The sequence below is a fragment of the Citrobacter freundii complex sp. CFNIH4 genome (assembly GCF_002934505.1).
In the GTDB taxonomy this organism is placed as follows: Bacteria; Pseudomonadota; Gammaproteobacteria; order Enterobacterales; family Enterobacteriaceae; genus Citrobacter; species Citrobacter freundii.
The window spans coordinates 3,722,566-3,742,316 of the sequence record NZ_CP026231.1; the positions used below are offsets into that span (position 1 = coordinate 3,722,566).

Consider the following 19,751-nt stretch of genomic DNA (forward strand, 5'->3'; position numbering starts at 1 on the left):
CCCATGAATATCAAACCTCTTCTTACGCCGCTGGCCTACCTCCTGCTGATGAACGTCTCTGCGCATGCCGCCAGCGTTAATGACTTCAAAAACATCATTAATCGCACCGGTGCGCCGGACTACATGCATGACTACGATCACGACGACCACCAGCGTTTTAATCCATTTTTCGACCTCGGCTCATGGCACGGGCATCTGTTGCCAGATGGCCCCGCAACAATGGGCGGCTTTCCTGGCGTCGCACTGCTGACCGAAGAGTACATCAACTTTATGGCCAATAATTTTGACCGACTGACGGTGTATCAGCACGGTAAAAAGGTCGATTTCACCCTTGAGGCTTACAGCATTCCCGGGGCGCTGGTACAGAAATTGTCATCAAAAGATGTACAGGTAGAGATGACGCTACGCTTCGCCAGTCCGCGCACTTCGCTGCTGGAAACCAAAATCACTAGCAACTCGCCGCTGGATCTGGTGTGGGACGGCGAACTGCTGGAAAAACTGGAGGCAAAAGAGGGAACAGCCCTGTCGGATAAAACCATTGATGGCGAATTCCCTGGCTATCAGCGCAAAATCACCGCCACGCACGACGGCCTGAAAGTCACCTTCGGCCAAGTGCGTTCAACCTGGGATCTGCTCACCTCCGGCGAGTCGGAGTATCAGGTGCATAAATCTGTCACCATGAAAACCACGGTTAATGGTCATCGCTTCACGGGGAAGACCCATATCAACGGTTCGACGACGATTTACACCACCTGGTCTCATCTGCTTACCGCCGAAGATGTGGCAAAAGAGCAACCGCAGATCCGCGATATTCTGGCGCGTCCTTCTTCTTACATGCTCGCCTCGCAGCAGCGCTGGGACGACTATTTCAAGAAAGGCTTAAACAATCCGGATGCCACGCCAGAACAAACCCGAGTGGCGGTGAAGGCGATCGAAACGCTGAACGGTAACTGGCGCTCGCCGGGTGGCGCGGTAAAACACAATACCGTGACGCCGTCGGTTACCGGCCGTTGGTTCTCCGGCAACCAGACCTGGCCGTGGGATACCTGGAAGCAGGCCTTCGCCATGGCGCACTTTAACCCGGAGATCGCCAAAGAGAACATTCGCGCCGTCTTTTCATGGCAGATTAAACCCGGCGATCCCGTTCGCCCGCAGGACGCCGGATTCATTCCCGACCTGATTGCCTGGAACCTTAGCCCCGAGCGCGGCGGCGACGGCGGCAACTGGAACGAGCGTAACACCAAGCCAAGCCTCGCGGCCTGGTCGGTGATGGAAGTCTACAACGTCACCAAGGATAAGGCCTGGCTCGAAGAGATGTATCCAAAGCTGGTTGCATATCACGACTGGTGGCTGCTAAACCGCGATCATAACGGCAACGGCGTACCGGAATACGGCGCGACCCGCGATAAAGCCCACAATACCGACAGCGGTGAAATGCTGTTTACGGTGAAAAATGGCGACAAGGAAGAAACCCTTTCCGGACTGAAAAACTACGCCAACATCACCAGTAAAGGCCAGTATGACAGCCTCGAGATCCCAGCACAGGTTGCTGCTTCCTGGGAATCCGGGCGTGACGATGCGGCAGTCTTTGGTTTTATCGACAAAGAGCAACTGGATAAATATGTCGCTAACGGAGGGAAACGCAGCGACTGGGTGGTGAAATTTGCCGAAAACCGCAGTAACGACGGTAAGTTGCTGGGTTACTCGCTGCTGCAGGAATCGGTCGATCAGGCCAGCTATATGTACAGCGACAACCATTATCTGGCGGAGATGGCGACCCTGCTCGGTAAACACAAAGAAGCGCAGCGCTACCGCCAGCTGGCGCAAAAACTGGCGGATTACATTAATACCTGCATGTTCGACCCAGACACCCGATTCTTCTATGACGTGAGGATCGAAGATACCCCGTTGACCAACGGCTGTGCGGGTAAACCAATCGTCGAACGTGGCAAAGGGCCGGAAGGCTGGTCGCCGCTGTTTAACGGGGCGGCAACGCAGCCCCATGCGGATGCGGTGGTTAAGGTGATGCTCGATCCCAACGAGTTCAACACCTTTGTCCCACTTGGTACTGCAGCGCTGACCAACCCCGCCTTCGGCGCGGACATCTACTGGCGCGGGCGCGTCTGGGTGGATCAGTTCTGGTTTGGGCTAAAAGGGATGGAGCGTTATGGCTATCGCGATGAAGCGTTAAAACTGGCGGATACCTTCTTCAGCCACGCCAAAGGCCTTACAGCAGATGGTCCGATTCAGGAAAACTATAACCCATTGACCGGTGCGCAGCAGGGCGCGCCAAACTTCTCCTGGAGCGCGGCACATCTCTATATGCTGTACAACGATTTTCTTAAAAAACAGTAATCTGTGACATACCGCCGGATGGCGCTTCGTTTATCCGGTCTACAAAGACACATTTTCACAGGCCGGATTAGGTGCTTGCACCGATATCCGGCATATTCATTCTCTGGCCCCACTCCTTTTTTGAATCCCATCACAATCACGGCATTCCCCTTTTCCCTTTTACGCGGCGACGGCTAAATTAGAACTCATCCGACCACATAACAATAATTTTACATACTGGACACCTTTATGAGCTATCCGTCGCTGTTCGCCCCGCTCGATTTAGGCTTCACCACGCTTAAAAACCGCGTGCTGATGGGTTCAATGCATACCGGGCTGGAGGAGTATCCCGACGGTGCAGAACGACTGGCCGCGTTCTACGCCGAGCGCGCTCGTCACGGGGTCGCGTTAATTGTGAGCGGAGGCATTGCGCCTGCGCTTTCCGGCGTGGGGATGGAAGGTGGCGCGATGCTCAACGACAGCAGCCAGCTTGCACACCATCGTGTCATTACCGATGCCGTTCATGACGAAGGCGGCAAAATCGCCCTGCAAATCCTGCACACCGGGCGTTACAGCTACCAGCCGCATCTGGTGGCACCATCTGCTATTCAGGCCCCCATTAACCGCTTTACGCCACATGAGCTGACGCACGATGAAGTGCTGCAGTTGATTGAAGATTTTGCCCATTGCGCCCAACTGGCGCGGGAAGCGGGCTACGATGGCGTAGAAGTGATGGGGTCGGAAGGGTATCTCATCAACGAATTCCTGACTCTGCGTACCAACCAGCGCGATGACCAATGGGGTGGCGAGTATGCCAACCGCATGCGTTTTGCCGTTGAGGTGGTGCGAGCGGTACGTCAGCGTGCCGGTAATGACTTTATTATTATCTTCCGCCTGTCGATGCTCGATCTGGTAGAAAACGGCGGAACCTTCGACGAAACTGTCCAGCTGGCGCAGGCTATAGAAGCCGCCGGGGCCACCATTATTAACACCGGTATTGGCTGGCATGAGGCGCGTATTCCCACTATCGCGACCCCGGTACCGCGCGGCGCGTTTAGTTGGGTGACGCGTAAGCTGAAAGGGCATGTGACGATCCCACTGGTCACCACCAACCGCATTAACGATCCCCAGGTCGCCGATGACATTCTGGCCCGTGGCGATGCCGATATGGTGTCGATGGCCCGTCCGTTCCTCGCCGATGCCGAACTGCTGTCAAAAGCGCAAACCGGACGAGCGGATGAGATCAACACCTGTATCGGCTGTAACCAGGCCTGTCTGGATCAGATCTTTGTCGGCAAAGTCACCTCTTGCCTGGTCAATCCGCGCGCCTGCCATGAAACCAAAATGCCGATCGTTGCGGCAGCTGTGCCAAAGAATCTGGCGGTTGTCGGTGCGGGTCCTGCGGGCCTCGCCTTCGCCATTAATGCCGCCGCACGCGGACATCACGTCACGCTGTTTGACGCACATGGCGAAATTGGCGGGCAGTTTAATATCGCCAAACAGATCCCCGGCAAAGAAGAATTCTATGAAACCCTGCGCTACTACCGCCGGATGATCGACGTGACTGGCGTGACCCTGAAGCTGAATCACTTTGTCAGCGCACACGATCTGCACACTTTCGACGAAGTGATCCTTGCTAGCGGGATCGAGCCACGTATGCCGCCGATCGAGGGGATCGAACATCCAAAAGTGCTGAGCTATCTCGACGTTCTGCGCGATAAAACGCCAGTGGGCAAACGCGTAGCGATCGTTGGCTGCGGCGGGATTGGTTTCGATACAGCCATGTATCTGAGTCAACCCGGTGAAGCCACCAGCCAGAACATTGCGGAGTTCTGCGTGGAATGGGGGATCGACACCAGCCTGCAACAGCCTGGCGGCTTACGCCCGGAAGGTCCGCACTTATCCCGCAGCCCGCGCCAGATAGTGATGTTGCAGCGTAAAGCCAGCAAACCGGGGCAAGGTTTAGGTAAAACGACGGGCTGGATCCATCGCGCCACCCTGCTCTCACGCGGCGTGAAAATGATCCCGGCAGTCAGCTACCAGAAGATTGATGATGATGGGTTACACGTCGTGTTGAACGGCGAACCGGTGATCTTTAACGTGGATAACGTGGTGATTTGCGCCGGACAAGAGCCACGCCGTGAACTGGTCGATCCGCTGCACGCGGCAGGTAAAACGGTGCATCTGATCGGCGGCTGCGATGTGGCGATGGAACTGGATGCCCGACGCGCTATTGCGCAGGGGACCCGCTTAGCGCTGGAGATTTAACACGTTGTATCCCGTAGGTCGGATAAGGCAACTGCGCACATCTTTGCCTGATGGCGCTACGCTTATCAGGCCTACGATGCAGCTCGTGTAGGCCGGATAAGGCGTTAACCGCTATCCGGCACAAGGGCTTAACGACGGCGACCGGTTTTGACCGCTTTTAGCACCACGAATTTATTATTGGTGGCGATGGTTACGCAGTTGCCGAAAATCTTCTTCAACTTGTGGAAGTAGTCGAGGTGACGGTTAGCCACAATGTACAGCTCACCGTTGATTTTCAGGCAGCGGCGGGCGTGGTGGAACATCTCCCAGGCGATATTATCGGTCAGCGCATGCTTCTGGTGGAACGGAGGGTTGCAGAACACCGCGTTGAAGCGGAACGGTTCTACGCCGGAGAGCGCGTTATTAATCATAAATTCGCTGCGATCCAGCGCGTCCGGCAGGTTGGTTTCCACGTTCAGACGGCTGGAAGCGACCGCCATCGGTGATTCATCAACAAACACCACGCTGGCTTCTGGGTTCTTCGCCAGCAGCGTCATGCCCAGCACGCCGTTACCACAGCCGAGATCGACAATCTCGCCTTCCAGGTTTTCCGGCAGATGTTCCATAAAGAAACGTGCGCCGATGTCCAGCCCGGTACGGGAGAAGACGTTGGCGTGGTTGTGGATGGTCCAGTCGGTGCCTTCCAGCTTCCAGCTCAGGGTCTGGGCGGTATCGGCCAGCGCCGGTTTGGTAAAGGTGCCGTTGATCAGGCGCGCCTTTTTCCATGCCAGCGTGGTGGTGGTTGGTCCCAGCACTTTCTCAAACAGCTCCAGCGTAGAGGTGTGGATATCACGCGCTTTTGCACCGGCGATGATACGCGTCTGCGGCGTGACCACTTCACGCAGGGCGCGCAGTTGCTGCTCCAGCAGCGCCATGGTTTTTGGCAGCTTAATCAGCACCACGCCCGGCGCCTGCGGATAGTCAGCGGTACTGTCGAGGAACTTGACGCTCGACTCGGCAATATCGTTGTGACGCAGGTTCTCACGTGTGGCAAGCTCGCTGAGATAGGAGTCGCCAATGCTGTACGGCGTATGTTCCGCCAGCGCACAGCCCAGCGCGCCGAAGGTATCATTCAGGATCAGCACCGGGCCGCTAATCTCGGTATCGTCCAGCTGTTGCAGCAGATATTCATCTGCAGCTTCCCACGCCAGCAGCGGGTTAACGTCATCCGTTTCCGGGAAACGTTTAAGTGACAGCGAACGGAAACCGTTGTCTATGTGGCTCATCGGCCCTCCTGAATGGTAAAATTTCGGCGTATCCCTGAAAAGGGTGCGTGAGTATACACTTTTTATACTTTATATGGGGCACTAATGAGTCAGTTGACCTATCTACAAGGATATCCGGAGAATTTACTTTCTCAGGTGAGAACGCTGATTGCTGAGCAACGCCTGGGCGCAGTGCTGGAGAAGCGCTATCCGGGGACGCATGACTTCGCGACCGACAAAGCGCTCTGGCAATATACTCAGGATCTGAAAAATCAGTTTCTGCGTAACGCCCCGCCGCTGAATAAAGTCATGTATGACAGCAAGATCCACGTTCTGAAGAATGCTTTGGGGCTGCATACCGCCGTTTCTCGCGTGCAGGGCGGAAAGCTCAAAGCTAAAGCGGAGATCCGCGTGGCGACCGTTTTTCGCAATGCCCCCGAACCCTTTTTGCGTATGATTGTCGTTCATGAACTGGCGCATCTGAAAGAAAAAGAACACGACAAAGCGTTTTACCAGCTGTGCTGTCATATGGAGCCTCAGTATCACCAACTGGAGTTCGATACCCGCCTGTGGTTAACGCAACAATCGTTAAAGCAAACTGCGTAGTCGCGCACTGGCTTTGTCTTCAGGGCATGCTAAATTGACGAAAGAATCCCTTTTCGCAGCCTGAAGGCCTTTATGATACGTTTCGCAGTAATTGGCACAAACTGGATCACCCGCCAGTTTGTCGATGCCGCCCATGAAACCGGCAAGTATAAGTTAACCGCAGTCTATTCTCGTAGCCTTGAGCAGGCACAGACCTTCGCCAACGATTACCCCGTCGAGCATCTGTTTACTTCGCTGGAAGCGATGGCGCAAAGCGAGGCGATCGACGCCGTCTACATCGCCAGTCCAAACTCCCTGCACTTCCCGCAGACCGAGCTGTTTTTGCGGCACAAAAAGCATGTTATTTGCGAAAAGCCACTGGCCTCCAACCTGGCGCAAGCCGAAGCCGCTATCGCCTGCGCGCGTGAAAACCAGGTCGTGCTGTTTGAAGCGTTTAAAACCGCCAGCCTGCCTAACTTCCTGCTGTTACAGCAATCGCTCCCAAAAGTTGGAAAAATCAGGAAAGCATTTATCAATTACTGCCAGTACTCCTCGCGTTACCAGCGCTATCTGGATGGTGAAAATCCGAACACGTTTAATCCGGCGTTCTCCAATGGTTCGATTATGGATATCGGTTTTTACTGCCTGGCCTCGGCGGTTGCGCTATGGGGCGAACCACAGAGCGTTCAGGCCAGCGCCAGCCTGCTGGAAAGCGGCGTGGATGCTCACGGTGTGGTGGTGCTGAATTACGGTGATTTCAGCGTTACGCTCCAGCACTCAAAAGTAAGCGATTCAGTATTAGCCAGTGAAATTCAGGGCGAGTCGGGATCGCTGGTCATCGAGCATATTTCCGAATGCCAAAAAGTGTGCTTTGTTCCGCGCGGGGGAAAAACGCAGGATCTGACGACGCCTCAACACATCAATACTATGCTGTATGAGGCAGAGGCTTTTGCCCATTTGGTTGAATCCGGCGAAGTGGATCACCCGGCACTGGCCGTCAGCCGTATCACCGCTAAACTGCAAACGGAGATTCGCCGCCAGACCGGCGTGGTTTTCCCGGCAGACGAGACGGTAACCTCGCTGACTGCGTAAAAGTGTGTAAATGGAATGTTGCAGGCCATTGACTGAATGCATGGCCTGTAATATTTTGTAACCCGCAAAGGGGAGTAACTTCGTTGTCGGTTGATCGTCATTACGATGTGTGAAAAACCACATCCGGTCACCGGGCGATAACAAAGGAATACGCCATCGTATTCCTTTGTTGTTGTAAGTGAGACCTTGCCGAATGGCAAGGTCTATGCATAAAAAGCAGCGGCTAACGTCATTCGGCGTTGGCCGTTTTTTTTATGCATGGGGAAATACAATGAATACTGTCGGCACACCGTTGTTATGGGGTGGCTTCGCTGTCGTAGTGGTAATTATGCTGGCCATCGACCTGCTGTTGCAGGGTCGTCGTGGCGCACATACGATGTCGATGAAACAGGCTGCGGCCTGGTCAATCGTCTGGGTAACGCTGTCGCTACTGTTTAACGCCGCCTTCTGGTGGTACCTGGCGGAAACCCAGGGCCGCGCCGTTGCCGACCCACAGGCACTGGCGTTCCTGACCGGCTATCTGATCGAAAAATCGCTGGCAGTAGATAACGTCTTTGTCTGGTTGATGCTCTTCAGCTACTTCTCAGTGCCGCCTGCGTTGCAGCGCCGGGTATTGGTGTATGGCGTGCTGGGAGCAATTGTTCTGCGTACGATCATGATCTTCGCCGGCAGCTGGCTTATCACCCAGTTTGAGTGGTTGCTGTACGTGTTCGGCGCGTTCCTGCTGTTTACCGGCGTGAAGATGGCTCTGGCGAAAGAAGATGCCTCCGGTATCGGCGACAGACCGTTAGTACGCTGGCTGCGCGGCCATTTACGCATGACCGATACCATCGAAGATGAAAAATTCTTCGTGCGTAAAAACGGTCTGCTGTTTGTCACGCCGCTGATGTTGGTGTTGATTCTGGTTGAGCTGAGCGACGTGATTTTCGCCGTCGACAGTATTCCGGCTATCTTTGCCGTTACCACCGACCCGTTCATCGTGTTGACCTCGAACCTGTTTGCTATTTTGGGGCTGCGTGCGATGTACTTCCTGCTGGCGGGCGTGGCAGAGCGTTTCTCCATGCTGAAGTACGGCTTGTCGGTCATTCTGGTGTTTATCGGTATTAAGATGCTGATCGTCGATTTCTACCATATCCCGATCGCTATCTCGTTAGGCGTGGTATTTGGCATTCTGTTTGTGACGCTGATTGTTAACGCATGGGTCAACCACCAGCACGATAAAAAGCAGCAAATACAGTAAGTTTCATCTGCTAGCTGAAAAGCCCGGCAGCACACTGCGTGCGTCGGGCTTTTTGTTTATCATGTCAAAATAATGTTAATTCAAAGTTATAAAATATGATCTCAGCGGGGAATCCAGGATATTTCTCTTCCCGAAGCTTTATCTTTCCTTATACTCAACCACGCAAACACTTTGTTACATCCAGAAAGATGCGTCGTAAGAGCGCACGATGGATGAGCAACAACACAATGAAAGGATCACGACATGACTACGCAACGTTCATCGGGGCTGCTCTCGCGTTTGGCGCAAGGGAGCCTGGTTAAACAAATTTTGATTGGCCTGGTACTGGGGATTTTACTCGCACTGGTGTCAAAACCTGCGGCAGAAGCCGTTGGTTTACTGGGTACGCTGTTCGTCGGCGCATTAAAAGCCGTCGCGCCAATTCTGGTTCTGATGCTGGTCATGGCCTCTATCGCCAACCACCAACACGGGCAAAAAACCAATATCCGCCCCATTCTGTTCCTTTACCTGCTCGGAACATTTTCAGCGGCATTAACCGCCGTTGTCTTCAGCTTTGCTTTCCCATCAACACTGCATCTTTCCAGCAGCGCCAGCGATATTGTGCCACCGTCCGGCATCGTTGAAGTAATGCGTAGCCTGCTGATGAGCATGGTTTCTAACCCAATTGATGCCCTGCTTAACGCTAACTATATCGGTATTCTGGTCTGGGCCGTTGGTCTGGGCTTTGCACTGCGCCACGGTAATGAAACGACCAAAAATCTGGTCAATGATATGTCCAACGCCGTCACCTTTATGGTAAAGCTGGTGATTCGTTTCGCGCCAATCGGTATCTTTGGTCTGGTCTCATCCACGCTGGCAACCACCGGTTTCGCAACGCTTTGGGGCTACGCCCAACTGCTGACCGTACTGGTAGGCTGTATGCTGCTGGTGGCGTTTGTGGTCAACCCACTGCTGGTCTTCTGGAAAATTCGCCGTAACCCGTATCCGCTGGTGCTGGCCTGTCTGCGCGAAAGCGGCGTGTACGCTTTCTTTACCCGCAGTTCTGCCGCCAACATTCCGGTGAATATGGCGCTATGTGAGAAGCTGAATCTGGATCGTGATACCTACTCGGTATCTATCCCGCTGGGCGCCACCATCAATATGGCGGGTGCGGCGATCACCATTACCGTGCTGACGCTGGCGGCGGTGAATACGCTGGGTATTCCGGTCGATTTACCGACGGCGCTGTTACTGAGCGTGGTGGCTTCGCTTTGCGCCTGTGGCGCATCTGGCGTGGCGGGTGGATCTCTGCTGCTGATCCCACTGGCGTGTAATATGTTCGGTATCCCGAATGATATCGCCATGCAGGTAGTTGCCGTCGGCTTTATCATCGGCGTATTGCAGGATTCCTGTGAAACGGCGCTGAACTCTTCTACAGATGTCTTGTTTACCGCGGCCGCCTGCCAGGCTGAAGACGAGCGTCTGGCAAATAACGCTCTGCGCGGCTAATCCCTGCGCCCCTCCGTTATCGGGCGGAGGGGCTCTTTTCTTGTACGCTTTTTTCAATTTTGAACGGATCAATTCCGCGTTTTTGCATCCGCCGGAAGCGAATAATGTTCAGGCCATTCATCACCAGAAAACTCCCTTCGATCATCGTCCCGCCAATCGATCCCAGCCAGAAATTATGGATAACCCAACAGGCGGTTGCGCACCACATTACGCAACGCACGGTTAACCCTTTGCAGCGAAACAGCGCCCAGGTGCTGGCCAGCGTGCCAATTATCGGTAACAGCTCCATCGCATGCTGTAATTTCGCCAGACCGAGAACCAGGGTGAGGATAATAAAAACGGCCATCACCCACAGTTTGCGGGTATGCATTGAGACAAGTGTGCGGATGGTGTTGAGTTCTGCGCTCATTCCCGCAGGCCAGGCGCCCATTAGAAAAAAATGCACGCCAATGGTGGCGCTATAGACAGCAAGTTGCAGCCGGAAGCGGCGCTCATCGCGATTGAAAAAGGTGGTAATGCCGATCAGAAAGGCGATGACACCTACGCCCTGGGCCAGCCAATACGCGGTCATGAATGATCCTTGTCAGGTAATGCAAAAACAAACGGCGCTCCATATTATGAAACGCCGTTTTTAGATTCCACCATAAACAAACTTACCCAAAAGATTTTGTGCTACAGCAAGGTGGCAAGTTCGCACATCCCCGAGAGCTTACATGAGTAAGTGACCGGGGTGGGCGAACGCAGCCAACACAGCTGTGGTGCAAAAGATGAAGGGTAATTACAACGTTACGCCGCTTTTAAAGATAGCCAGTTCCCGGAAATCGTTGCGCTCGTTGCAGGTTTGCTTACCGTTGGCGAACTCAACGATCGTATCGACAAACTCGCTCAGCAGTTGAGGCATCGCTTTACCGTGGATCAACTGTCCAGCGTCAAAATCGATCCAGTGCTTTTTCTTCGCTGCCAGCTCGCTGTTGGTGGCAATTTTCACCGTCGGTACAAAACCACCGTACGGCGTACCGCGACCTGTACTGAACAGCACCATATGACAGCCCGCGCCCGCCAGGGCACTGGTGGCGACGGCATCGTTGCCCGGTGCGCTCAGCAGGTTCAGGCCATGCGTCTTCAGGCGTTCGCCGTAGCGCAGTACGTCCACCACCTGACTGGAGCCTGCTTTTTGCGTACAGCCCAGCGATTTATCTTCCAGCGTGGTGATACCGCCCGCTTTGTTGCCCGGCGATGGGTTCTCGTAGATCGGTTGGTCGTGGGCAATGAAGTACTGCTTGAAGTCATTAACCATGGTGACCAGCTTGCCGAACGTTTCTTCATCGCGGCAGTGGTCCATCAGCAGCTGCTCGGCGCCGAACATTTCCGGCACTTCGGTCAGCACTGTAGTTCCGCCGTTAGCAATCACGTAGTCGGAGAAACGGCCCAGCATCGGGTTGGCGGTAATACCGGAGAGGCCGTCAGAGCCGCCGCATTCCAGACCAAACTTCAGCTCGCCCAGCTTACCCGGTTCACGCTTATCGTTACGCATCACGTTGTACAGCTGGTGAAGATGTTCAATCCCCGCTTCCACTTCGTCTTCCTGGTGTTGGCAGACCATGAAGTGAACGCGATCAGGATCGTACTCGCCTAAGGTTTCGCGGAAGGCATCCACCTGATTGTTTTCACAGCCCAGACCAACCACCAGCACCGCACCCGCATTCGGGTGACGCACCATGTTTTGCAGCATGGTGCGGGTATTAATGTGGTCGTCGCCGAGCTGTGAACAGCCGTAGGTGTGGCTGAAGAGATGCACGCCGTCGATTCCTTCGGCGTCGTTAGTCTCTTTCAGAAAACGGTTCTGCATCTGGCGCGCCATGGCGTTAACGCAGCCTACCGTTGGCAGGATCCACAGTTCGTTACGCACCCCAACGTCACCGTTCGCGCGGCGATAAATCTGCACATCGCGATCCGCCGGTTGGGCAACTTCCGCCTGAAAATCAGGTTGGTAGCGATACGTATCCAGGTCGCTCAGATTGGTACGCGTGTTGTGAGCATGAATATGCTCACCCGCCGCAACATCCACCAGCGTATGGCCAATTGGCAAACCGTATTTAATGACGTTTTCGCCTTTCGCAATATCGCATAAGGCGAATTTATGGCCACGAGAGACCGCCTGACGCAGGATTACCGCCTGCCCATCAACGGTGACTTCGTTTCCTTCAGCCAAATCAGCAAGCGCAACCGCGACGTTATCCAGCGCATGGATCTTGATGTATTGCATACCTTCACCCAGGCCTTAGTTCAGTTCAATGGCGAAATAATCGCGCGCATTGTTGAAGCAAATATTTCTGACCATTTCACCCAGCAGCTGGATGTCGGCAGGGGCTTCGCCCGCGGCAACCCAACGGCCAATCATCTGGCACAGAATGCGACGGAAGTATTCGTGACGAGTGTAAGACAGGAAGCTACGGCTATCGGTCAGCATACCGACGAAACGGCTCAGCAGGCCGAGCTGTGCCAGTTGGGTCATCTGACGTTCCATCCCGTCTTTCTGATCGTTGAACCACCAGCCGGAACCGAACTGCATTTTGCCCGGCATACCTTCGCCCTGGAAGTTACCGATCATAGTGCCCAGCACTTCGTTATCGCGCGGGTTCAGGCAGTACAGAATGGTTTTCGGCAGCAGGTTTTGTTCATTCTGCTTGCTCAGCAGTTTGGACAGTTCTTCGGCCATCGGACGATCATTGATGGAGTCGAAACCGACATCCGCGCCCAACAGTTTGAACTGGCGCAGGTTGTTATTACGCAGCGCGCCGATGTGGTACTGCTGTACCCATTCGCGACGGGCGTATTCAGCGCCGAGGAACACCAGAACGGCGGTTTTGAACTGCGCCACTTCATGTTCACTCAGGGTTTCACCCGCCAGGCGACGCGCCAGAATGCTATCCAGTTCAGATTCGTTAGATTCGGCAAACAGCACCACGTCCAGCGCGTGGTCCGAGACTTTACAGCCGTGCGCCGCGAAGTGATCAAGACGTTTGGTCAGTGCAGCTTGCAGGTCGCTGAAGCGGCGGATATCCGTGTCAGACACTTCACCGAGCTTCGCCATGTAGTCATTAAAGGTTGCCAGCTCAATGTTAAAGGCTTTATCCGGACGCCAGCTCGGCAGCACTTTCACATCAAAGCTTCCGTCTTTAGCAACGGCCGCATGGTGTTCCAGAGAGTCGATCGGATCATCGGTAGTGCCGACCATTTTCACATTCATCTGCTGCATGATTCCGCGCGCAGAGAATTTATCCTGCGCCAGCAGCTCGTTGCACTGGTTCCAGATTTCGTCAGCCGTTGCCGGAGACAGCAGCTTACCTGTAATACCAAACGGACGACGTAATTCGAGGTGGGTCCAGTGGTACAGCGGGTTACCGATAGTGTGCGGAACCGTGGCGGCCCATGCGTCAAACTTCTCGCGATCGGACGCATCGCCGGTACACAAGCGCTCAGCGACGCCATTGGTACGCATCGCACGCCATTTGTAGTGATCACCCTTCAGCCAGATGTCATACAGGTTATTAAAACGGTAGTTTTCAGCGATTTGTTGCGGTGGTAAATGGCAGTGGTAATCGAAGATCGGCTGGTCTTTGGCGTAATCATGGTACAGACGGCGGGCAAATTCGGTGTCCAGCAGGAAATCTTCAGTCATAAACGGGGTCATTATCGTCTTCCTCTCAACGAGTGCGTCAGATTGCTTATGTTTTGATGTTGACAAAGTTATCACACCAATTTCTATACGCCGAAGATATTTTCGTGAGTTAGATCAACAAATGGTGACAAAAAAATTACTCTCAAAGAGGTAAATCACGCGTCAAGCCGCGCCAGTTCTGGCTTTGCTGAATCGAAATAATGACCACACGAAGATTCACACTTTTGTGATGGCACTCACCTTTTAAAGCTGTATGACAAGTTATCTTTTGGCCGTCGCGATACATAAGCCGACGGAATGCAAATTACCGATGGATATCCATCGGATTGACCGGTACGGAAACCGAATTAGCACAATTATTGACATGGCAAAGTTCGGGGAGTACCGGCTTTTTTTCGGTCCCCCCTCGTAAAAGAACATCCTCCGCCCTGAACTGGAAGATGACCGCTCGTTCGCGGACATAACAAAACGATGAGGTTTTACATGCGTAAAATTAAAGGGTTACGTTGGTACATGATTGCACTGGTGACACTTGGCACCGTGCTGGGTTACCTGACACGTAACACTGTGGCGGCAGCTGCGCCAACTCTGATGGAAGAGTTACACATCTCCACTCAACAGTATTCCTATATCATCGCAGCGTATTCTGCTGCTTACACCGTAATGCAACCCGTTGCCGGCTACGTGCTCGATGTGCTCGGCACAAAAGTGGGTTATGCGATGTTCGCCGTTCTGTGGGCCGTCTTCTGTGGCGCGACCGCACTGGCTGGCAGTTGGGGTGGACTGGCGCTGGCGCGTGGCGCGGTAGGTGCCGCTGAAGCCGCAATGATCCCTGCGGGTCTGAAAGCCAGTTCTGAATGGTTCCCGGCAAAAGAGCGTTCAATTGCCGTAGGTTACTTTAACGTCGGCTCTTCTATCGGCGCGATGATTGCTCCACCGCTGGTGGTCTGGGCCATCGTCATGCACAGCTGGCAGATGGCATTCATTATTTCCGGTGCGCTGAGCTTCATCTGGGCGATGTGCTGGCTTGTATTCTACAAACACCCGCGCGACCAGAAAAAACTGTCTGATGAGGAACGTGATTACATTCTGAATGGTCAGGAATCACAGCATAAAAACGCGACCTCGAAAAAAATGTCGCTCGGTCAGATCTTGCGTAACCGCCAGTTCTGGGGCATCGCGCTGCCACGTTTCCTGGCAGAGCCGGCCTGGGGTACCTTCAACGCCTGGATCCCGCTGTTCATGTTTAAAGTCTACGGCTTTAACCTGAAAGAAATTGCGATGTTTGCCTGGATGCCGATGCTGTTTGCTGACCTGGGCTGTATCGTTGGGGGTTACTTACCGCCGCTGTTCCAGCGCTGGTTCGGCGTTAACCTGATCGTTTCACGTAAAATGGTCGTCACCATGGGTGCATTGCTGATGATTGGCCCAGGGATGATTGGTCTGTTCACCAGCCCATACATTGCTATCGCCTTGCTGTGCGTCGGTGGCTTTGCTCACCAGGCGCTGTCCGGTGCGCTGATTACACTCTCTTCTGACGTGTTTGGTCGTAATGAAGTGGCAACGGCGAACGGTCTGACCGGTATGTCCGCCTGGCTTGCAAGTACGCTGTTTGCGCTGGTCGTCGGCGCACTGGCTGACACCATCGGCTTTAGCCCACTGTTTGCCGTACTGGCGGTATTCGACCTCCTCGGCGCGTTAGTCATCTGGACAGTATTGCAGAACAAATCGGCCAGCGAGGTAGAGTCAGAGTCGCAAACTGGCGATCCCGCTGCGCAAAGTTAACCGGACAAGATTTAACAAGGTTTTGTCATGCTAAGCCGCCAGTTATCTGGCGGCTTTTTTGACGTCGCGAGTGGAGCCGTAATCGTAAAAGTGGTATAACAAATAGAGTCTGCCGTATCATGCCTGGAGCGCATATGGAAATCACTGAACCACGACGTTTGTACCAACAACTTGCCGCTGATCTGAAAGAACGCATTGAGCAGGGCGTCTATCTGGTGGGTGAAAAACTCCCCGCAGAACGCTTTATCGCCGATGAAAAAAATGTCAGCCGTACCGTGGTTCGTGAAGCGATTATCATGCTCGAAGTTGAGGGCTATGTAGAAGTGCGCAAAGGTTCTGGCATTCATGTCATTTCGAACCAGGCCCGTCACCAGCAGGCCACCGACGAATCGCTTGAATTCGCCAATTATGGTCCTTTCGAGCTGCTTCAGGCTCGTCAGTTGATTGAAAGCAATATCGCTGAATTTGCTGCTACGCAGGTTACCAAGCAAGACATCATGAAACTGATGGACATTCAAGAGCATGCGCGGAATGAAAAATGCTTCCGCGATTCCGAATGGGATCTGCAGTTTCATATTCAGGTCGCGCTAGCCACGCAGAACTCAGCGCTGGCCGCCATTGTGGAAAAAATGTGGACCCAGCGCAGCCACAACCCGTACTGGAAAAAACTGCACGAGCATATCGACGCACGTACCGTCGATAACTGGTGTGATGACCATGATCAAATTCTCAAAGCACTGATCCGTAAAGATCCCAATGCGGCAAAACTGGCGATGTGGCAGCACCTGGAGAATACCAAAATCATGTTGTTCAATGAGACCAGCGATGATTTTGAGTTCAACGCCGATCGTTATCTTTTTGCAGAAAATCCGGTCGTTCATCTCGATACGGCAGTTAACAGCGCTAAATAAGCAATCTTTTCGATGCAGGCGCGACAAAGCGCCTGTTTCTCCTGCTTGGTAAGCATTAGGTATAAAGTGTCAGCCTGTGTAAATCCTCTCGCCTCCCTCCATTGCGATAAGCAAAATCACAGTTCAACAACCGTAATTTCTATAACGGACAACGTTGACCTTTGTTACAATTAGATGCTATTTGAATTTTTGTGTTTGAGAGCTTGCTTACTTCACAACTTTACAGGGAATAGTTCAGGCCGTGAATTTGTGTCAGACCGCGATCCATGTAAAAAACACCAATAAAATTGCGGCGTTACAAACTCCAGAAAACCGGCATGACGACAACCGATTCTCCAGGAATATTGAATGGAACTACTGACTCAATTACTGAATGCTTTATGGGCTCAGGATTTTGAAACGCTGGCCAATCCTTCCATGATTGGCATGCTCTATTTCGTACTATTTACCATTTTGTTTCTGGAAAACGGACTGCTGCCAGCGGCCTTTTTACCTGGCGACAGTCTACTGGTGCTGGTCGGCGTACTTATCGCCAAAGGCGCGATGGGTTTCCCGCAAACGGTACTGCTGCTCACTACCGCAGCCAGCCTGGGTTGCTGGCTTAGCTATATCCAGGGGCGATGGCTGGGGAATACCCGCACAGTACAAAACTGGCTATCTCATCTGCCCGCGCATTACCATCAGCGCGCGCATCATCTGTTCCATAAGCATGGCTTGTCTGCGCTGCTGGTCGGTCGCTTCATCGCGTTTGTCAGAACATTACTGCCGACCATCGCAGGATTGTCCGGCCTGAACAATGCGCGCTTTCAGTTCTTCAACTGGATGAGTGGACTGCTTTGGGTTTTGATTCTCACAACGCTTGGTTATCTGCTGGGCAAAACTCCGGTGTTTCTCAAATATGAAGATCAGCTGATGTCTTGTCTGATGCTGCTTCCTGTGGTGTTACTGGTGTTTGGTCTGGCAGGTTCACTGGTTGTTCTTTGGAAGAAGAAATACGGGAACCGAGGGTAAATTATGCTGAAATCATGCATAACGCTCCGACGACTTGCCTGGTCCACCACTTTTATGTTGTTCATTGGCGCGTTGCTCCTGACCTGGTCTGTCATTCGCCAGCAGGAATCAACGCTTGCCATTCGTGCCGTAAACCAGGGAGCCAGCATGCCTGATGGCTTCTCTATCTGGCATCACCTGGATGCCAACGGCATTCGTTTTAAAAGCATCACTCCGCAAAATGACGCACTGCTGATTACCTTTGATTCCAGCGCGCAGAGCGCAGCGGCAAAGGTCGTACTTGATCGAACGTTACCGCACGGTTTCGTTATCGCTCAGCAGGATGATGATAATCAGGCGGTGCAGTGGTTATCCCGCTTACGTGATACTCCACACCGCTTTGGTTAATTTCCAGGAATCTGAATTAGATCACTCACTTTGGTGATTTCACCGTTTAGCGCCTATGATTAATAAACTGGGCTTATGACCCAACGTTTTATTATTCTGGAGCATCGACCCTAAACGACGAGGTCGAATCACAATGGAAGGTTCAAGAATGAAATACCGCATCGCTTTGGCAATTAGCCTTTTCGCTCTAAGTGCCGGCAGCTACGCCAACACCCTCTGTCAGGAAAAAGAACAAGACATTCAGCGGGAGATTAGCTATGCCGAAAAACACAATAATCAGAGCCGCATCAATGGGCTGAACAAAGCGCTGAGCGAAGTCAGGGCAAACTGTACTGACAGCAAACTGCGCGCCAACCATCAGAAAAAAATCGCCGAGCAGAAAAATGAGATTGCCGAGCGTCAACGTGACTTAGCCGAAGCTAAGCAAAAAGGCGATGCGGATAAGGTAGCAAAGCGCGAACATAAGCTTGCTGAAGCTCAGAAAGAGCTAAAAGAACTCGAGACCCGCGATTACTAAGTACGGTAACTAGCCACTCAACTGGAGAAAACTATGTCGAAAGATAATGCTACGGAAAACCTGCGCGCTGAGCTGAAATCTCTTGCGGATACGCTTGAAGAAGTACTTAGCTCTTCTGGCGATAAGTCGAAGGAAGAGATGAGTAAAATTCGCAGCAAAGCCGAACATGCGCTGCGCGAGAGCCGCCATCGTCTGAGTGAAACCAGCGATGTGATTGCCAAACAGACCCGTGAGGCCGCGGCTAAAGCCGATAACTACGTGCGCGAAAACCCATGGACAGGCGTCGGCATTGGCGCTGCAGTCGGTGTGGTGCTTGGTGTACTGCTGTCGCGCCGTTAACAATGGCTGATTCTCAACACGCACAAGGTCCAGGCAAAGGCGTACTGGGTATTGGACAGCGGATCCTGACGATTCTCGTTGAGATCGTAGAGACGCGGCTGCGGCTGGCCGTCGTTGAGCTGGAAGAGGAAAAAGCCAACCTCATCCAGATCCTGCTGATGCTTGGGCTGACTATGCTGTTCGCGGCGTTTGGCCTGATGAGCCTGATGGTACTTATCATCTGGGCCATTGACCCTCAATACCGACTGAACGCCATGATTGCCACCACCGTAGTGCTGTTGCTGTTAGCGCTGATTGGCGGGATATGGACGCTGCGTAAAGCGCGTAAAACAACGCTGCTACGCCATACGCGCAATGAACTCGCGAACGACAGGCGGGCTCTGGAGGATGACGCATAATGAGCAGTAAAGTCGAACGTCAACAACGTAAGGCGCAACTGCTTGGACAGATCCAGCAGCAACGGCTGGATCTGTCTGCTACTCGCCGCGACTGGCTGGAAGCCACCGAGGTCTACGATCGTGGCTGGAAGACGCTGTTGAACCTGCGCGGCTGGGTGTTAGTCGGGAGCAGTATTATGGCGGTTCGCACCATCCGTAACCCAAATCTGCTGGTCCGCTGGGCCAAACGCGGCTTTAGCGTCTGGAGCATCTGGCGTCTGGTGAAATCGACCATCAGACAGCAGCAACTGCGCGGCTAATCCCTTCCCTACTCCCAACCTCAAAAATTTTGAAAAATACTGACAGTTTTCCTTGCTAACAATTCTCATTAGCCACGTTTATTATTCTCTTCATCGACAGCAACGACGCGCTCAGCAGCGTCGTTGCACAAAAAAACACAATAAGCCGCCTGAGTGGTTTCCTGGAGAGTA

Annotated in this window: 18 protein-coding genes; 14 read left to right on the forward strand and 4 right to left on the reverse strand. The window is 53.2% G+C overall.

The features are described from left to right. The first annotated feature begins 3 nt into the window (after nt 1-3). Together ygjK and C2U41_RS19065 are read left to right on the forward strand one after the other, a co-directional pair. A complete protein-coding gene (gene ygjK, locus C2U41_RS19060) occupies nt 4-2,355 on the forward strand; it encodes an alpha-glucosidase (RefSeq protein ID WP_103848563.1) in 2,352 nt (783 codons plus the stop codon). A gap of 228 nt (nt 2,356-2,583) precedes the next feature. Then, nucleotides 2,584-4,602, forward strand: coding sequence for an oxidoreductase (locus tag C2U41_RS19065; protein WP_016151020.1), 2,019 nt, complete (start codon nt 2,584-2,586; stop codon nt 4,600-4,602). Nucleotides 4,603-4,730: 128 nt separating this feature from the next. On the opposite strand, the gene rlmG is transcribed toward C2U41_RS19065, so the two are convergent. Continuing rightward, on the reverse strand, nt 4,731-5,867 hold the full coding sequence (gene rlmG, locus C2U41_RS19070) for a 23S rRNA (guanine(1835)-N(2))-methyltransferase RlmG (RefSeq protein WP_003024789.1): 1,137 nt from the start codon (nt 5,865-5,867) through the stop codon (nt 4,731-4,733). Nucleotides 5,868-5,951: 84 nt separating this feature from the next. On the opposite strand from rlmG, the gene C2U41_RS19075 reads away from it, so the two are divergent. From C2U41_RS19075 to sstT, 4 genes are all read left to right on the forward strand, one after another. Then, nucleotides 5,952-6,452, forward strand: a complete 501-nt coding sequence (locus C2U41_RS19075) for a M48 metallopeptidase family protein (protein WP_044700945.1) — start codon at nt 5,952-5,954, stop codon at nt 6,450-6,452. A gap of 72 nt (nt 6,453-6,524) precedes the next feature. Next, a complete protein-coding gene (locus C2U41_RS19080; RefSeq protein ID WP_003846207.1) occupies nt 6,525-7,523 on the forward strand; it encodes a Gfo/Idh/MocA family protein in 999 nt (332 codons plus the stop codon). A 271-nt stretch (nt 7,524-7,794) separates the two neighbouring features. Continuing rightward, nucleotides 7,795-8,763 (forward strand): TerC family protein, encoded by a 969-nt coding sequence (locus C2U41_RS19085; protein WP_003828551.1) that lies wholly within the window; start codon nt 7,795-7,797, stop codon nt 8,761-8,763. A gap of 243 nt (nt 8,764-9,006) precedes the next feature. Continuing rightward, complete coding sequence (gene sstT, locus C2U41_RS19090; RefSeq protein ID WP_048217118.1) at nt 9,007-10,251, forward strand: serine/threonine transporter SstT; 1,245 nt, start codon at nt 9,007-9,009, stop codon at nt 10,249-10,251. A 16-nt stretch (nt 10,252-10,267) separates the two neighbouring features. Here the strand turns inward: sstT and C2U41_RS19095 are convergent, their stop codons facing one another. From C2U41_RS19095 to uxaC, 3 genes are all read right to left on the reverse strand, one after another. Further along, on the reverse strand, nt 10,268-10,822 hold the full coding sequence (locus C2U41_RS19095; protein WP_048217117.1) for a YgjV family protein: 555 nt from the start codon (nt 10,820-10,822) through the stop codon (nt 10,268-10,270). A 207-nt stretch (nt 10,823-11,029) separates the two neighbouring features. Continuing rightward, nucleotides 11,030-12,517, reverse strand: coding sequence for a UxaA family hydrolase (locus C2U41_RS19100; RefSeq protein ID WP_003024809.1), 1,488 nt, complete (start codon nt 12,515-12,517; stop codon nt 11,030-11,032). 15 nt (nt 12,518-12,532) lie between these two features. Next, complete coding sequence (uxaC, locus tag C2U41_RS19105; protein WP_003024811.1) at nt 12,533-13,945, reverse strand: glucuronate isomerase; 1,413 nt, start codon at nt 13,943-13,945, stop codon at nt 12,533-12,535. A 471-nt stretch (nt 13,946-14,416) separates the two neighbouring features. Between uxaC and C2U41_RS19110 the strand changes: the two genes are divergently transcribed. The 8 genes from C2U41_RS19110 to C2U41_RS19145 all read left to right on the forward strand — a co-directional run bounded on the left by C2U41_RS19110 (nt 14,417) and on the right by C2U41_RS19145 (nt 19,580). Then, nucleotides 14,417-15,718: an MFS transporter gene (locus tag C2U41_RS19110; protein ID WP_003024814.1), complete on the forward strand. Its 1,302-nt coding sequence runs from the start codon at nt 14,417-14,419 to the stop codon at nt 15,716-15,718. Nucleotides 15,719-15,852: 134 nt separating this feature from the next. Continuing rightward, the gene (gene exuR, locus C2U41_RS19115; protein ID WP_003024817.1) at nt 15,853-16,629 is read left to right on the forward strand and encodes a transcriptional regulator ExuR; all 777 of its coding nucleotides are present in this window, start codon (nt 15,853-15,855) and stop codon (nt 16,627-16,629) included. 348 nt (nt 16,630-16,977) lie between these two features. Further along, entirely contained in the window at nt 16,978-17,640 is a 663-nt protein-coding gene (yqjA, locus tag C2U41_RS19120) for a DedA family general envelope maintenance protein YqjA (protein ID WP_003024820.1), read from the forward strand. Nucleotides 17,641-17,658: 18 nt separating this feature from the next. Continuing rightward, a complete protein-coding gene (gene mzrA / locus C2U41_RS19125; RefSeq protein WP_162838710.1) occupies nt 17,659-18,027 on the forward strand; it encodes an EnvZ/OmpR regulon moderator MzrA in 369 nt (122 codons plus the stop codon). 148 nt (nt 18,028-18,175) lie between these two features. Next, the gene (locus C2U41_RS19130; RefSeq protein ID WP_003024825.1) at nt 18,176-18,544 is read left to right on the forward strand and encodes a DUF1090 domain-containing protein; all 369 of its coding nucleotides are present in this window, start codon (nt 18,176-18,178) and stop codon (nt 18,542-18,544) included. 33 nt (nt 18,545-18,577) lie between these two features. Further along, entirely contained in the window at nt 18,578-18,883 is a 306-nt protein-coding gene (locus C2U41_RS19135; RefSeq protein WP_003024832.1) for a DUF883 family protein, read from the forward strand. A 2-nt stretch (nt 18,884-18,885) separates the two neighbouring features. Continuing rightward, the gene (locus C2U41_RS19140) at nt 18,886-19,281 is read left to right on the forward strand and encodes a phage holin family protein (protein WP_003024834.1); all 396 of its coding nucleotides are present in this window, start codon (nt 18,886-18,888) and stop codon (nt 19,279-19,281) included. Then, nucleotides 19,281-19,580, forward strand: a complete 300-nt coding sequence (locus C2U41_RS19145; protein ID WP_003024845.1) for a YqjK-like family protein — start codon at nt 19,281-19,283, stop codon at nt 19,578-19,580. Before C2U41_RS19140 ends, C2U41_RS19145 begins: the two co-directional genes overlap by 1 nt. Nucleotides 19,581-19,751: the final 171 nt, after the last annotated feature.